The organism is Acinetobacter sp. WCHAc010034, from assembly GCF_001696615.3.
GTDB lineage: Bacteria > Pseudomonadota > Gammaproteobacteria > Pseudomonadales > Moraxellaceae > Acinetobacter.
Map to the genome: position 1 here is coordinate 1,956,768 of NZ_CP032279.1, position 15,322 is coordinate 1,972,089.

The window sequence follows — 15,322 nt, forward strand, 5'->3', positions numbered from 1 at the left end:
CGGGCTGAATTAAAGCGTCAAATTATTTCTTGTCGTCTTTAACTTCAGTGAACTCGGCATCTACAACGCCGTCGTCCGCTTTCTGCTGCTGGCCTTCAGCGCCCTGGAACGCGTTCGGGTCAAAACCCTGCGCGCCGCCTTGGCCTTGAGCCGCTTCATAAGCGCGCTGCGTAATCGGCATGATGATGTTCTGCAGCGCTTCAGTTTTGGCTTTGATGTCTTCTACATCATTTTCTTTGGTAGAAGCTTCAAGCTCTGCAACCGCAGTTTCAACTGCAGTTTTCTCATCAGCAGTTACCTGTTCACCAAGGTCTTTCACCGCTTTCTGAGCGGAAGATACCAGCGCATCCGCTTCGTTGCGGGCTTTCGCCAGCTCTTCGAACTTGCGGTCTTCTTCAGCATTGGCTTCAGCGTCTTTAATCATCGCTTCGATTTCAGCATCAGACAAGCCGGAGTTCGCTTTAATCTGGATCGACTGCTCTTTGCCGGTGCTCTTGTCTTTCGCAGATACTTTCAGGATGCCGTCCGCGTTGATGTCGAACGATACTTCAATTTGCGGCACGCCGCGCGGCGCAGGCGGGATATCGCCCAATTGGAAGTTGCCCAGCAATTTGTTCTGCTGCGCCATTTTGCGCTCGCCCTGGAATACCGAAATGTCCACCGCAGGCTGGTTGTCAGCAGCTGTTGAGAACACTTGAGATTTCTTCGCAGGAATCGTGGTGTTTTTCTCAATAATCGCTGTCAGCACGCCGCCCATGGTTTCAATGCCAAGCGTCAGCGGAGTAACGTCAAGCAGAAGCACGTCAGTTTTGTCGCCGGACAGTACCGCGCCTTGAATCGCTGCGCCAATCGCTACCGCTTCGTCAGGGTTCACGTCTTTACGCGGCTCTTTGCCGAAGAATTCCTGCACTTTCTGCTGCACCATCGGCATGCGCGACTGGCCGCCGACAAGGATCACGTCAGAAATGTCAGAAGTTGAAAGGCCGGCATCTTTCAGCGCAATGCGGCAAGGCTCAATTGTGCGGGCAACCAGGTCAGCCACCAGGCCTTCCAGTTTCGCGCGCGTTACATTGATCACCAAGTGCTTCGGACCGGTCGCATCTGCAGTGATGTACGGCAGGTTGATTTCAGTCGCATTGGATGAAGAAAGCTCGATTTTAGCTTTTTCAGCGGCTTCTTTCAGGCGCTGCAAAGCCAGCGGATCCTGCTTCAGGTTGAAGTTCTGCTCTTTCTTGAACTCTTCAACTAAATACTCAATCAAAGCGTTGTCAAAGTCTTCGCCGCCCAGGAAAGTGTCGCCGTTTGTTGACAGCACTTCAATCTGCTGGTCGCCGTCCAGGTCGGCAATTTCAATGATTGATACGTCAAAAGTACCGCCGCCCAAGTCGTAAACGGCAATTTTGCGGTCGCCTTCTTTCTTGTCCATGCCGAACGCTAAAGCCGCAGCTGTAGGCTCGTTGATGATGCGCTTAACTTCCAAGCCGGCAATTTTGCCTGCATCTTTAGTCGCCTGGCGCTGCGCGTCGTTAAAGTAAGCCGGAACCGTAATCACGGCTTCAGTCACTGTTTCGCCCAGGTAGTCTTCTGCAGTTTTCTTCATCTTTTTCAAGATTTCAGCAGAGATTTGCTGCGGCGCAAGCTTCTTGTCGTTTACATCCACCCAAGCGTCGCCATTGTCCGCTTTGATGATTTTGTAAGGCACCAGGCCGATGTCTTTCTGCACCGCCTGATCTTCATAGCGGCGGCCAATCAGGCGCTTGATGGCGAATAATGTATTTTTCGGGTTGGTTACCGCCTGGCGCTTCGCAGACTGGCCCACCAGAATTTCGCCGTCTTTATAGGCAATGATCGACGGCGTTGTGCGCGCGCCTTCAGCATTCTCAATTACTTTAACTTTGTCGCCTTCAAGTACGGCTACGCAAGAGTTTGTTGTACCTAAGTCAATACCAATGATTTTAGCCATTTGGGTGTTTCCTCTAAAATTCTTTTACGATGTTTTCGCTTGTTATCCGATATGAGAGCCATTCAAAATTTTTCAAGCTGCTTTGAAGAAAATATTTTGCAGGCTCCCGCACTTATCAGGCTTATGCGCCGACCATAACCATGGCAGGGCGGAGCAGGCGGCCGTTCAGGGTGTAGCCTTTCTGCAGCACGCTGCCGATCTGGTTGGCTTTGGCTGCCGGGTCAATGCCGACAGCCTGATGCAGTTCTGCGTTAAAGCCGTTTGCGGTGTCCGCTTCGGCAACGCCGAATTTTTCCAGCGAGGCCAGCAGCGATTTCAGGGTCAGCTTGACGCCTTCAACCACAGCATTTTCTTCATCGCCGGCGGCCTGAATAGCGCGCTCTAAATTGTCAACTGAATCCAGCAGCTCCTTGGCGAATTTTTCCAGCACCGTGTCTTTGTGCTTGTCAGACTCACGCTGAATGCGCTCTACGCTTTTCTGCGCTTCATATACGGCATTTGCGGTGCGCGCCTTTTCCAGCTTCAGGCTTTCATCCAGCGCCTTAATGCGCTCTTGCAGGGATTCAACGGAAACTTCAGCCTGCTCTGTTCCAGTCTGCGCTGTTTCCTGCTCCAAAGCCTGCTCTTGCTGAAGATCTTGAGCGTCTTGATTTTGCTCAGTTGCCATTGATTTACTCCGTTTAAATGGGTTTTTAAACATGTACAGTCCCTTTTGCGTCAGTGCTGACAGCGTTCATTCTGAACTGCCATGAGTGTGCAGAATTTCATAATTACTAAAGAGGTCGGGGCTGGCTGCAAAAATTCAAGCGGACTCCGCCATTAAATGCAGGTTTTTATAAAAAATTCTGAGGATTTAAAGGAAATCCGGCATTAAAAAATGATTTTATGCAAGCGGGAATGCCGGATTTGAGCAGCGCCTGCACTTTTAAGCCTGAAGCCGGCTTTCAGGGATGCATTCGCCGGCTGATGCTTTCGGGCGATTTTCAGCGCAGCGCCGCCGGCAGCGGCGGAATCACCGGCTTTCAGCCGCGGATGGCCCTCTGCGCCAATGAGGCAGCAGAAAACGCCGGAAATTAAAAGCAAATTGTCAATGACAAGCGCTGCAAACCGGCTTAGCTTAACTGGGCAGGCGGCGGATTTGAATGCCTGCATATATAGGGCAGGCGGCAGAGCCGCATCAGGCCGGCCGTGCGGCAATGACAAAAAATGAGAAAGGAGTTCTGCGATGACTGCGCTGAATTACAGGCTGCAAGCGCTGCTGGAAAAAGGCCAGGGCACGGCCGTCCGCGCGCTGGACCGGCTGCCGGGCTTTGTGCAGGAAGGCTTGGCCAAAGGGCTGGGCTATCCGCGTATTTATCCCGAGCTGGATCCGCTGATTAAATGCATCATGGCTGCGCAGCTGAAGCAGGGCAAAACTGGCTTTATCGGCGCGGACCTGAACCGCGCCCGCAAGGCTTTTGACCTGCAGATGCAGGCGCTTAAAGCCAAGCCGACGCCGGTCAGGCAGGTCGAAGAGCTGCGCCTGCCTTTGCAAAGCGGGACGGTGTTTGCGCGCCACTATCATCCTGCGCCGAATAAAAAGCTGCCGATGATTGTATTCTTTCATGGCGGCGGCTTTGTGCTGGGCAATCTGGACACGCATGATGAAGCCTGCAGGCTGCTGGCGGTGCATGCCAAAGCGCAGGTGCTGAGCATCGACTATCCTCTGGCGCCTGAAGCCAGCCCGAAGCAGCTGATTCAATGCGCTGAAGACGCGCTGGCCTGGGTGTTTCAAAACAGCCGCCAGCTGAAAATCCTGAAAGGGCGGATTGCCGTGGCGGGGGACAGCGCCGGCGGCAATATCGCCGCGGTGGCAGCGCAGCGCGCGGCGCAGAAAGCCTACGCGCCGCATGCGCAGCTGCTGATTTATCCGGTTCTTGATTTCAAAAGCCGCCATCCCTCATTTTACGCCTACCAGGACGGGCTGGCGCTGACGGGGCAGGATGTTGAGCAGGTGACGGCCTATTATGCGCATCAGCATCAGGTGGCGCTGGATGATCCGCTGATTTCGCCCACCTATGGCAGACTTGAAAAACTGGCGCCGGCCTATATTGTCACTGCCCGGCATGATGTGCTGCATGATGAAGCGGAGATTTATGCGCATAAGCTGCGCCAGCAGGGCCTGAAAGTGCATTATCAGGAATATGAAGATCAGGCGCACGGCTTTATCAATTTAACGCCGGTGTCGCTGCGCGCTAAGAAATACCTGACGGATACCGCCAGAAACTTCCGCAGGTTCTGGGACAGGAAGGGCAGCTAGGCGCCAGGCCTGATGTTTCACGTGAAACACCGCCGCTATTTCTGCTGAATGCGCGCTTCAGGAAATACCAGCTTAAATTCCGGCGCATAAAAGCTCTGCAGATGCCGGGCCTGCGAAAAATCCGGGAAAATATCCTGCGTGTCCTGCCATTGCGCGCCGGCCAGCTTGGAAAAGTGACCGCGGAACTGGGGCGAGAACTGATAGCGCCTGTCCGGCTGCGCCTGGCTGATTTTCAGCATGGCCGCCGGCAGATGATGGCTGTTGATATAGAAGCAGCGCGGAGATTTCATTTTCTTCAGGCGGAGCGCCATGCTTTGCCGGTTAAAATGAATGGCGCAGCTGACATCCTGCCCCTGCTCATGCCACTCAAACTGCGCCAGTTCTTTCGGCAGGCCCCAGAGCTGCTGGCCATGGGCGGCGGAAATCCCGGTCGATACCAGAATTTTAGGAATCGAGCTCAGGCGCCTTTTCGCAATTAAAGGATGATCCAGAATCAGCAGCTCATCATAAGGCCCAACCGGAGAGCTGCGGCAGCGCACCAGCAGCACCTGCACAGCGCGGCCCAGCGCAGAGGGCGCCAGGCGGAAATCCTGCGCCTGCCGGATAAAGGACGGCGTCAGCCAGTAATTCAGAATAAAAGCCTCGCCCTGCATCAGCCAAGGCGGCGGAGATAAAACGGCATCCGGTGCCGGAAAATTCTGTTGCATTATTCTTCTCGTTTTCATGGCGCAGAAATACTGCTTTATTATTTTTCATGAAAGACTAAAATACATACAGAGACAAGTACAACTTTAAATAGATGAGTTAGCAAATGTTAAAACAAGCGCTTTTTGCCGCGGCTGCAGCCGTCAGCCTCAATGCATGGGCCGGCAACTCCATTGTGGAAATGAAAACCAGCCAGGGAACGGTTGAAATTGAGCTTTTCAATGACAAGGCGCCTATTTCGGCCAAAAACTTTGAAGATTACGCCAAAGCCGACTTTTACAATGGCACCATTTTCCACCGCGTGATTCCCGGCTTTATGATTCAGGGCGGCGGCATGAATGCGCAGATGGCGGAAAAGCCGGTCAAGGCGCCAATCAGGAACGAATCCTACAACGGCCTGAAGAATACCCGCGGCACTTTGGCGATGGCGCGCACCAATGATCCAAACTCGGCGACAAGCCAGTTTTTCATTAATACCGTTGATAATGACTTCCTGAATAAAAGCGCAATGAATGCAGGCTACGCCGTATTCGGCAAAGTCATTAAAGGCATGGATGTGGTCGATAAAATTGAAAAAGTGCCGTCAGCGAACTATGGCGCGCACCAGAATGTGCCCCGCACGCCTGTGCTTATACACAGCGTGAAGATAAAAGCGCCAGCCGCGCAGAAATAAGGAAAAAATAAAGCAGAAATAAATATGCAATATTTCTGCTTTAAAATTAAAAACTTATGCTTTTAATGCGCAGTAAATGCGGCATTTTGGTGCATAAAAAAGAAACACACAGTAAAACAAGCGATTAAAAGCGCTTGCAATGATTTCTAAATCCTCTAGAATGCACCCCATACCGACGAGATAGGCGGAAACGGACGAAGCGCGAAGCGCTGAGTTGTTAAGTTTATCCAGTCCAGCTCTTGATGCTGACGAAGCATTGAGAAGATCATTAAGAGAATATGAAGAACAACTTGTGTGGATTTTTACCGGTTGATCGATCGAAATAATTTTCATTGATTGATGGTAGAAATTACTCGAAGTTTATTTGAGAAATTAATGTCAGAAAATTGATGAGCCAGATTTGGTGTTTTGAATAAAGCACTATTGATTTTAAACTGAAGAGTTTGATCATGGCTCAGATTGAACGCTGGCGGCAGGCTTAACACATGCAAGTCGAGCGGGGAAATGTAGCTTGCTACATAACCTAGCGGCGGACGGGTGAGTAATGCTTAGGAATCTGCCTATTAGTGGGGGACAACGTTTCGAAAGGAACGCTAATACCGCATACGCCCTACGGGGGAAAGCAGGGGATCTTCGGACCTTGCGCTAATAGATGAGCCTAAGCCAGATTAGCTAGTTGGTGGGGTAAAGGCCTACCAAGGCGACGATCTGTAGCGGGTCTGAGAGGATGATCCGCCACACTGGGACTGAGACACGGCCCAGACTCCTACGGGAGGCAGCAGTGGGGAATATTGGACAATGGGGGGAACCCTGATCCAGCCATGCCGCGTGTGTGAAGAAGGCCTTTTGGTTGTAAAGCACTTTAAGCGGGGAGGAGGCTCTTCTAGTTAATACCTAGGATGAGTGGACGTTACCCGCAGAATAAGCACCGGCTAACTCTGTGCCAGCAGCCGCGGTAATACAGAGGGTGCGAGCGTTAATCGGATTTACTGGGCGTAAAGCGTACGTAGGCGGCTTTTTAAGTCGGATGTGAAATCCCTGAGCTTAACTTAGGAATTGCATTCGATACTGGGAAGCTAGAGTATGGGAGAGGATGGTAGAATTCCAGGTGTAGCGGTGAAATGCGTAGAGATCTGGAGGAATACCGATGGCGAAGGCAGCCATCTGGCCTAATACTGACGCTGAGGTACGAAAGCATGGGGAGCAAACAGGATTAGATACCCTGGTAGTCCATGCCGTAAACGATGTCTACTAGCCGTTGGGGCCTTTGAGGCTTTAGTGGCGCAGCTAACGCGATAAGTAGACCGCCTGGGGAGTACGGTCGCAAGACTAAAACTCAAATGAATTGACGGGGGCCCGCACAAGCGGTGGAGCATGTGGTTTAATTCGATGCAACGCGAAGAACCTTACCTGGCCTTGACATAGTAAGAACTTTCCAGAGATGGATTGGTGCCTTCGGGAACTTACATACAGGTGCTGCATGGCTGTCGTCAGCTCGTGTCGTGAGATGTTGGGTTAAGTCCCGCAACGAGCGCAACCCTTTTCCTTATTTGCCAGCGGGTTAAGCCGGGAACTTTAAGGATACTGCCAGTGACAAACTGGAGGAAGGCGGGGACGACGTCAAGTCATCATGGCCCTTACGGCCAGGGCTACACACGTGCTACAATGGTCGGTACAAAGGGTTGCTACCTAGCGATAGGATGCTAATCTCAAAAAGCCGATCGTAGTCCGGATTGGAGTCTGCAACTCGACTCCATGAAGTCGGAATCGCTAGTAATCGCGGATCAGAATGCCGCGGTGAATACGTTCCCGGGCCTTGTACACACCGCCCGTCACACCATGGGAGTTTGTTGCACCAGAAGTAGGTAGTCTAACCGCAAGGAGGACGCTTACCACGGTGTGGCCGACGACTGGGGTGAAGTCGTAACAAGGTAGCCGTAGGGGAACCTGCGGCTGGATCACCTCCTTAACGAAAGATTGACGATCGGTAAGAATCCACAACAAGTTGTTCTTCATGACGATGTATCTGAGGGTCTGTAGCTCAGTTGGTTAGAGCACACGCTTGATAAGCGTGGGGTCACAAGTTCAAGTCTTGTCAGACCCACCAAATCTGCAAACTGAAACAGAGAATCAGAAACATTGGCCTTATGATAAGCTGGGGACTTAGCTTAGTTGGTAGAGCGCCTGCTTTGCACGCAGGAGGTCAGGAGTTCGACTCTCCTAGTCTCCACCATCACTTTAGAGTGATTAAGCTGAGAAGTTAGATTATAGAATTTAGTAAATAAGATCATTTGATTTTAGTTTATTAAGTTCTGTGATTTATCACAGTTGACTGCAGTCCGACGAGGATGCAGTGAATCATTAACAGAATATATTTGAGTTGAAATAATTTGTTCATACTCGTTTTAGCCAGCTTAACAAGCAATTGTTAATGCTGAATGAAATGAGTTACTAGCGAAATTAACTGAATCAAGCGTTTTGGTATATGAATCTAATTGAAGCTGTACAGTGATTAAGTTCACGAAACTCTAACTGTGGCAATTAAGTTTGCGACGCGAAATACTACTTGTAAGTATTAGCGACTGTTTGGGGTTGTATAGTCAAGTAATTAAGTGCATGTGGTGGATGCCTTGGCAGTCAGAGGCGATGAAAGACGTAATAGCCTGCGATAAGCTCCGGGGAGGCGGCAAATATCCTGTGATCCGGAGATTTCTGAATGGGGAAACCCACTTGCCATAAGGCAGGTATCGCAACATGAATACATAGTGTTGCGAGGCGAACGAGGGGAAGTGAAACATCTCAGTACCCTTAGGAAAAGAAATCAATTGAGATTCCCTCAGTAGCGGCGAGCGAACGGGGAACAGCCCATTAAGTCATATAAGTTCTAGCGGAATGCTCTGGGAAGCGCAACCGCAGTAGGTGATAGTCCTGTACGCGAAAGGGCTTATATGATGATGTCGAGTAGGGCGGGGCACGTGAAACCTTGTCTGAATATGGGGGGACCATCCTCCAAGGCTAAATACTCCTGACTGACCGATAGTGAACCAGTACCGTGAGGGAAAGGCGAAAAGAACCCCTGTGAGGGGAGTGAAATAGATCCTGAAACCGCATGCATACAAGCAGTGGGAGCCGGCTTAGTCCGGTGACTGCGTACCTTTTGTATAATGGGTCAGCGACTTACATTCAGTAGCAAGGTTAACCGCATAGGGGAGCCGTAGGGAAACCGAGTCTTAATAGGGCGCTTAGTTGCTGGGTGTAGACCCGAAACCAGGTGATCTATCCATGAGCAGGTTGAAGGTTGGGTAACACTAACTGGAGGACCGAACCCACTGTCGTTGAAAAGCCAGGGGATGACTTGTGGATAGGGGTGAAAGGCTAATCAAACTTGGTGATAGCTGGTTCTCCCCGAAAGCTATTTAGGTAGCGCCTCGGACGAATACCATTGGGGGTAGAGCACTGTTTCGGCTAGGGGGTCATCCCGACTTACCAAACCGATGCAAACTCCGAATACCGATGAGTACTATCCGGGAGACAGACTGCGGGTGCTAACGTCCGTAGTCAAGAGGAAAACAATCCAGACCGCCAGCTAAGGCCCCAAAATTATAGTTAAGTGGGAAACGATGTGGGAAGGCATAGACAGCTAGGAGGTTGGCTTAGAAGCAGCCACCCTTTAAAGAAAGCGTAATAGCTCACTAGTCGAGTCGGCCTGCGCGGAAGATGTAACGGGGCTAAAACTATATGCCGAAGCTGCGGATTTGCAATTTATTGCAAGTGGTAGGGGAGCGTTCTGTAAGCCGATGAAGGTGGATTGAGAAGTCTGCTGGAGGTATCAGAAGTGCGAATGCTGACGTGAGTAACGACAAAACGGGTGAAAAACCCGTTCGCTGAAAGACCAAGGGTTCCAGTCCAACGTTAATCGGGGCTGGGTGAGTCGACCCCTAAGGCGAGGCCGAGAGGCGTAGTCGATGGGAAATTGGTTAATATTCCAATACTTCAGTATAATGCGATGAGAGGACGGAGAAGGTTAAGTCAGCCTGGCGTTGGTTGTCCAGGTGAAAGGTTGTAGGCATGTATCTTAGGCAAATCCGGGGTACTCTATGCTGAGAACTGACAGCAAGCTGCACTTGTGCAGTGAAGTGGCTGATACCATGCTTCCAGGAAAAGTCTCTAAGCTTCAGTTATACTGGAATCGTACCCTAAACCGACACAGGTGGTCAGGTCGAGTAGACCAAAGCGCTTGAGAGAACTCTGCTGAAGGAACTAGGCAAAATGGTACCGTAACTTCGGGAGAAGGTACGCTGCTGGCGGTGATGGAACTTGCTTCCTGAGCTGCCGGCAGCCACAGAAACCAGGCCCCTGCAACTGTTTATTAAAAACATAGCACTCTGCAAACACGAAAGTGGACGTATAGGGTGTGATGCCTGCCCGGTGCTGGAAGGTTAATTGATGGGGTTAGCGTAAGCGAAGCTCTTGATCGAAGCCCCAGTAAACGGCGGCCGTAACTATAACGGTCCTAAGGTAGCGAAATTCCTTGTCGGGTAAGTTCCGACCTGCACGAATGGCATAATGATGGGGGCGCTGTCTCCAGCAGAGGCTCAGTGAAATCGAATTCGCCGTGAAGATGCGGTGTACCCGCGGCTAGACGGAAAGACCCCGTGAACCTTTACTGCAGCTTGACATTGAACTTTGATCTTACTTGTGTAGGATAGGTGGGAGGCTTTGAAGCCGGGACGCTAGTCCCGGTGGAGCCAATCTTGAAATACCACCCTGGTAATATTGAGGTTCTAACTCTGTCCCGTTATCCGGGACGAGGACCATGTCTGGTGGGTAGTTTGACTGGGGCGGTCTCCTCCTAAAGAGTAACGGAGGAGTACGAAGGTGCGCTCAGCGTGGTCGGAAATCACGCGTAGAGTATAAAGGCAAAAGCGCGCTTAACTGCGAGACCCACAAGTCGAGCAGGTACGAAAGTAGGTCTTAGTGATCCGGTGGTTCTGTATGGAAGGGCCATCGCTCAACGGATAAAAGGTACTCTGGGGATAACAGGCTGATACCGCCCAAGAGTTCATATCGACGGCGGTGTTTGGCACCTCGATGTCGGCTCATCTCATCCTGGGGCTGAAGCAGGTCCCAAGGGTATGGCTGTTCGCCATTTAAAGAGGTACGCGAGCTGGGTTTAGAACGTCGTGAGACAGTTCGGTCCCTATCTACCGTGGGCGCTGGAAATTTGAGAGGATCTGCTCCTAGTACGAGAGGACCAGAGTGGACGAACCTCTGGTGTACCGGTTGTGACGCCAGTCGCATCGCCGGGTAGCTATGTTCGGAAGGGATAACCGCTGAAAGCATCTAAGCGGGAAGCCTACCTCAAGATAAGATTTCCCTAGGAATTTATTCCTCTAAAGAGCCGTTGAAGACTACGACGTTGATAGGCTGGATGTGGAAGTGCGGCGACGCATGAAGCTGACCAGTACTAATTGCTCGTGAGGCTTGACTATACAACGCCCAAGCAGTTGTATACGAAGCATCAATTGATTCGAAATCAAACGATCAAACTTGATTTAGTTGAAAAGCTAAGTAAAATTGAACAAATTGCATAAACTCAGATATACCTGTTAATAACTCATTTGGAAAAAACCTTGGCATGCACTGAAAAGTGAACAGATAAGACCAAGCGAGTATCCATAACAGTTGTGCTGGCGACAATAGCGAGAGTGAACCACCTGATCCCTTCCCGAACTCAGAAGTGAAACCTCTTTGCGCTGATGGTAGTGTGGGGTTACCCATGTGAGAGTAAGTCATCGCCAGCTCATTATTCAAAAGCCCCTTCACATTTATGTGAAGGGGCTTTTTTTATGCATATAAACAAATAAAAGGGCATCCCGGAAGTCCGCAAAGCCTACAGCTGCCGTCGCGCATGCTTTTCCTTTGATAAAATAAAAACAAATATATAAATTAAATATTTAGAGCTATTTTTCAGCTGCAGTCACTGCTTATCCCTAGGTCTAATTGTTCATGAAATTTGACTTGCGTATATTGCGCGCACATTGAATTTTACTTAAAAATTCATGTGAAATTTTGGACAAGTACTCATGGGAGATGAGAACGATGACAATGGAAAATTTAGATATTAATTCGATCGTCGATAAAGCGAAATTTACCCCGTTCCACTTCAATGTAGTGGCTTGGTGCTTATTGATTATTTTATTTGACGGCTATGATTTAGCAATTAATGGCGTGGTATTGCCCCTGCTCATGCAGGACTGGGGCTTAAGCGCTGTACAGGCAGGCATGCTGGCAAGTACCGCATTGGCCGGCATGATGTTCGGCGCGATGTTTTTTGGCTCTTTGGCAGACAAGATTGGCCGTAAAAAAGTCATCATGATCTGCATTGTGCTGTTCAGCGGCTTAACTTTTGCCGGCGGCTTTGCATCGAATCCGACTGAATTCGCTATTTTGCGCTTTTTAGCCGGGCTGGGCATTGGCGGGGTAATGCCAAACCTTGTGGCGTTAACCTCTGAATATGCGCCGCAGAAGATGCGCAGCACGCTGGTGACCACCATGTTCAGTGGCTATGCCGTGGGCGGCGTTATGGCCGCTTTATTAGGTTCATGGTTTACCCCAAGCTTTGGCTGGCAGATCATGTTTTTCATTGCCGGCATTCCTTTGTTTTTATTGCCTGTAATTTGGAAGTTCCTGCCTGAATCTTTGGCATTTATTGTGAAGGAAAATAAGCAGGACAAAGCGCGCAGCATTGTCCGCCGCTTGGCGCCAAATCTGGCGGTGAGCGAAAGCACTGTATTTTCCTTGCCGAAGGTGGATGTGCCTGAATCTGCAAACGTGGTGAGCTTATTCCGCCGCGGCCGCGCAACCAACACGCTTCTGTTCTGGCTGGCATTCTTTACCTGCTTGCTGACCATGTATGCATTGAGCAGCTGGCTGCCGAAACTGATGATGGCTGCCGGCTATTCTATGGATAACAGCTTGATGTTCATGATGGTGATGAATGTAGGCGCGGTTGTCGGGATTGTCGGGGGCGGGGTCTTGGCGGACCGTTTCCATTTAAAGCCGGTGTTGATGTGCCTTGGCATTATGGGCGCGATTGTGATGAGCCTGATGGGCTTCCAGTCGAACCAGTTCCTGCTTTACATTTTGGTATTCTTGGCGGGCGCGGCTTCAATCGGTTCGCAAATGCTGCTGTACAGCTATGTGGCGCAGTTTTACCCATTGGCGATACGCTCTACAGGCATTGGCTGGTCGTCTGCCATTGGCCGTATGGGGGCGATTGTTGGCCCGATTTTAATTGGCGGCTTATTGGGTATGAACTTGCCTGCGCACTTCAACTTTATGGCAGTGGGCTTGCCTGTGCTGATTACGGCAATTGCGGTTGCGCTGATTATGAATGAAGATGAAGCTGAGAAGCTTAAGTCTGGTTCGCCAGCGGCGGCCAAGGCTTAAAGCAGAAATTGATAAAAGAAGCCTCCAGTTATTGGGGGCTTTTTTGCATTAATTACTGATCGCATGCGGGCAAAAGGCAATGCCAGGAATTCAGTTCAGTTAAAATTTGATTGAGAATGCATTACTATTGTATTAATGGAAAAATTTAACTTTTCCGGATCTTAGAGGTGAAACCTCTAAGCGGTGCTGGCACTGGCGTGGTGACTCATCTGCAAGTAAATCATTGCCAGCCTATTATTCCAAATACTCTGATTTGAATGGCCAGGATGCTTATTATACGCGGATAAAATTTTAAAAATAAAATTCAATAAAAAAATAATGGGTTCAGGATCGGGATTAAATGAAGAATATAAGCATTTTAGTATTTTTAAATTTTCTTTGTTTTCCAAGTTCGGCATTTTGTTCGGCAGAGGAGGGTTTAACAGCGTATTCTAAAAAAAATTATACATTGGCTGTTAAAGAGTTTGAAAAATCCTCAGATAGCGGAGATGTTCAAGCAACCCATTATTTAGCAAGCATGTACTATCAAGGATATGGCGTTAAAAAGAATTTAGCCAAGGCTGCTGTATTATTTACACAGTCTGCAAATCAAAATTATGCGCCTTCTCTTTCGAATTTAGCTGTTATGTATTCAAAAGGGGAAGGTGTTAAAAAGGATATGGAAAAATCTTGGGAATATCAGATTAAAGCTGCTCAAGCAGGCGATGCGCAGTCTCAATTTAATTTAGGGCAAATGTATAGAAAAGGGGAATATGTTCAACAAAGTTTTCCTAAAGCGCTCTTATGGTATTTGAAATCAGCTGAACAATTTTATACTCCTGCTTATAATGAAATTGGACTTCTATATGCGCAAGGCCTAGGTATAAAAAAAGATTTTATTATTGGGTATGCATGGATTTATTTAGCTGCAGAAAATGGCAATCCTGAGGCAAAGCTGAATCTGAAAAATTTTGATCAGATATTAGATTCAGCGCCAAAGCATCAAGGCCAAACAATTGCTAAGTCTATTCTTCTGTAATATAAGGAAAGCGAAAAGTAGATGGCTTTAATTCAATATGCGCGCCAGAAAGTCATCATTGTGTATTTTTGATTTTTCATCTTAATTTATTATGAGATATTTGCTATGAAACTCAACTCATTCTCCCCAATCCCTGAAGATGATGAAGAGCTGCATCTTCCTGAACTGGTGTACTGGGCATCTTTAGGCGGCTTGGCTGAAGTTGAACAGCTGCTGGCCAGCGGTTCAGATGCCAATACTGCAGATGAAGAAGGCTACAGCGCGCTGCACGCCGCTGCGGAAAACGGCTATTTAGATGTGGTGAAGCTGCTGATCAGCAAAGGCGCGGATGCACAGCACAAAACACAGTACACGGCCTTAGAGCTGGCAGAAATGGCAGGCAATTCAGAAGTCGCGGCCTATTTAAAAAGCCTTTAAACCGCGCTGTACGGAGCCTGATCAATTAGGGGAACGCAGTTCAGCTATCCGCCTCAAGCTCATTTAAAACCGCGCGGTTAAACGCGGGAATATCATCCGGGCCGCGTGAGCTAATCAGCGTCCAGCCGCCGGCATTGCAGCGGTGCACGTCTGCATTGACCCAGCTTGCGCCGGCATTCTGCAGATCCAATTGAATGCTTTTATAGGAGGTCAGGGTTTTGCCTCGAACCCGTTCCGCATTAATCAGTAGCCAGGGGCCGTGGCAGATGGCGGCAACCGGCTTCCGGGCATCGGCAAATTGCTGCACCAGCCTCTGCGCGTCTGCATTGGTGCGCAAAGCTTCTGCATTCACCGTCCCGCCGGGAATGACCAGAATATCATAATCATCCGGATCGACCTTGCTGAGCAGGGCATCCGGATCATAGCTGAGCGCCGGCGCGTGGCCGCTTTTCTGCGTTTGCACTGGCTGCAGCTCAGGCGCCGCATGAATGCTTTCAATGCCTTTGGAGCGCAGAAATTCTAAAGGCTTCAGCAGCTCATCCTGCGCCACACCCGCATTTGAAGTAATGAATAATGCTTTCTTCGCCATGTGCTGATCCTTTTAAAGAGGCTGCTTTATTTCACCTTAGCAAGCGCTTTTCAGCCTGTATGTCGTGATTTGGCGCAAAACTGTAAGAAAATTTCTCAGCCGCTTGGCCGCATATTCAGGCCGGCGGGAGGCTGCGCCGCCTGCATTAACCCGCTGTTTGACTGCAGAGGCTCTGCAGGCGGAAATAGCTCAGGCTTAGATTTCCT

At 49.6% G+C, this 15,322-nt stretch carries 10 protein-coding genes, 2 tRNA genes and 3 rRNA genes; 10 read left to right on the plus strand and 5 right to left on the minus strand.

What is annotated here, in order from left to right; genetic code table 11:
• Positions 1-22: 22 nt before the first annotated feature.
• From dnaK to BEN74_RS19595, 3 genes are all read right to left on the minus strand, one after another.
• Complete coding sequence (dnaK, locus tag BEN74_RS10930) at positions 23-1,963, minus strand: molecular chaperone DnaK (protein WP_068910482.1); 1,941 nt, start codon at positions 1,961-1,963, stop codon at positions 23-25.
• A gap of 121 nt (positions 1,964-2,084) precedes the next feature.
• Positions 2,085-2,630, minus strand: a complete 546-nt coding sequence (gene grpE, locus BEN74_RS10935; protein ID WP_068910481.1) for a nucleotide exchange factor GrpE — start codon at positions 2,628-2,630, stop codon at positions 2,085-2,087.
• Between the two features lie 203 nt (positions 2,631-2,833).
• Complete coding sequence (locus BEN74_RS19595; protein ID WP_213072360.1) at positions 2,834-3,115, minus strand: hypothetical protein; 282 nt, start codon at positions 3,113-3,115, stop codon at positions 2,834-2,836.
• A gap of 73 nt (positions 3,116-3,188) precedes the next feature.
• Between BEN74_RS19595 and BEN74_RS10945 the strand changes: the two genes are divergently transcribed.
• Positions 3,189-4,262: an alpha/beta hydrolase gene (locus tag BEN74_RS10945; RefSeq protein ID WP_068910479.1), complete on the plus strand. Its 1,074-nt coding sequence runs from the start codon at positions 3,189-3,191 to the stop codon at positions 4,260-4,262.
• Positions 4,263-4,297: 35 nt separating this feature from the next.
• On the opposite strand, the gene BEN74_RS10950 is transcribed toward BEN74_RS10945, so the two are convergent.
• Complete coding sequence (locus tag BEN74_RS10950) at positions 4,298-4,969, minus strand: acetoacetate decarboxylase family protein (protein ID WP_086374375.1); 672 nt, start codon at positions 4,967-4,969, stop codon at positions 4,298-4,300.
• Positions 4,970-5,073: 104 nt separating this feature from the next.
• Here BEN74_RS10950 and BEN74_RS10955 point away from each other — a divergent pair, with 104 nt between their 5' ends.
• The 9 genes from BEN74_RS10955 to BEN74_RS10995 all read left to right on the plus strand — a co-directional run bounded on the left by BEN74_RS10955 (position 5,074) and on the right by BEN74_RS10995 (position 14,527).
• Complete coding sequence (locus BEN74_RS10955; RefSeq protein ID WP_068910477.1) at positions 5,074-5,640, plus strand: peptidylprolyl isomerase; 567 nt, start codon at positions 5,074-5,076, stop codon at positions 5,638-5,640.
• Positions 5,641-6,071: 431 nt separating this feature from the next.
• Positions 6,072-7,609 (plus strand): 16S ribosomal RNA (locus BEN74_RS10960).
• Positions 7,610-7,670: 61 nt separating this feature from the next.
• Positions 7,671-7,747, plus strand: a tRNA-Ile gene (locus BEN74_RS10965).
• Positions 7,748-7,797: 50 nt separating this feature from the next.
• Positions 7,798-7,873 (plus strand) — tRNA-Ala (locus tag BEN74_RS10970).
• Positions 7,874-8,238: 365 nt separating this feature from the next.
• Positions 8,239-11,132: ribosomal RNA gene (locus BEN74_RS10975) — 23S ribosomal RNA — on the plus strand.
• A 197-nt stretch (positions 11,133-11,329) separates the two neighbouring features.
• Positions 11,330-11,444, plus strand: a 5S ribosomal RNA gene (gene rrf, locus BEN74_RS10980).
• Together the 16S, 23S and 5S rRNA genes with 2 tRNA genes alongside form the textbook arrangement of a ribosomal RNA operon.
• A 298-nt stretch (positions 11,445-11,742) precedes the next feature.
• Complete coding sequence (locus BEN74_RS10985) at positions 11,743-13,092, plus strand: aromatic acid/H+ symport family MFS transporter (protein WP_068913350.1); 1,350 nt, start codon at positions 11,743-11,745, stop codon at positions 13,090-13,092.
• A gap of 340 nt (positions 13,093-13,432) precedes the next feature.
• Positions 13,433-14,110, plus strand: coding sequence for a tetratricopeptide repeat protein (locus BEN74_RS10990; RefSeq protein WP_068913352.1), 678 nt, complete (start codon positions 13,433-13,435; stop codon positions 14,108-14,110).
• 105 nt (positions 14,111-14,215) lie between these two features.
• The gene (locus BEN74_RS10995; protein WP_068913354.1) at positions 14,216-14,527 is read left to right on the plus strand and encodes an ankyrin repeat domain-containing protein; all 312 of its coding nucleotides are present in this window, start codon (positions 14,216-14,218) and stop codon (positions 14,525-14,527) included.
• A 40-nt stretch (positions 14,528-14,567) separates the two neighbouring features.
• Here the strand turns inward: BEN74_RS10995 and BEN74_RS11000 are convergent, their stop codons facing one another.
• Entirely contained in the window at positions 14,568-15,116 is a 549-nt protein-coding gene (locus BEN74_RS11000) for a type 1 glutamine amidotransferase domain-containing protein (protein WP_068913356.1), read from the minus strand.
• Positions 15,117-15,322 lie beyond the last annotated feature (206 nt).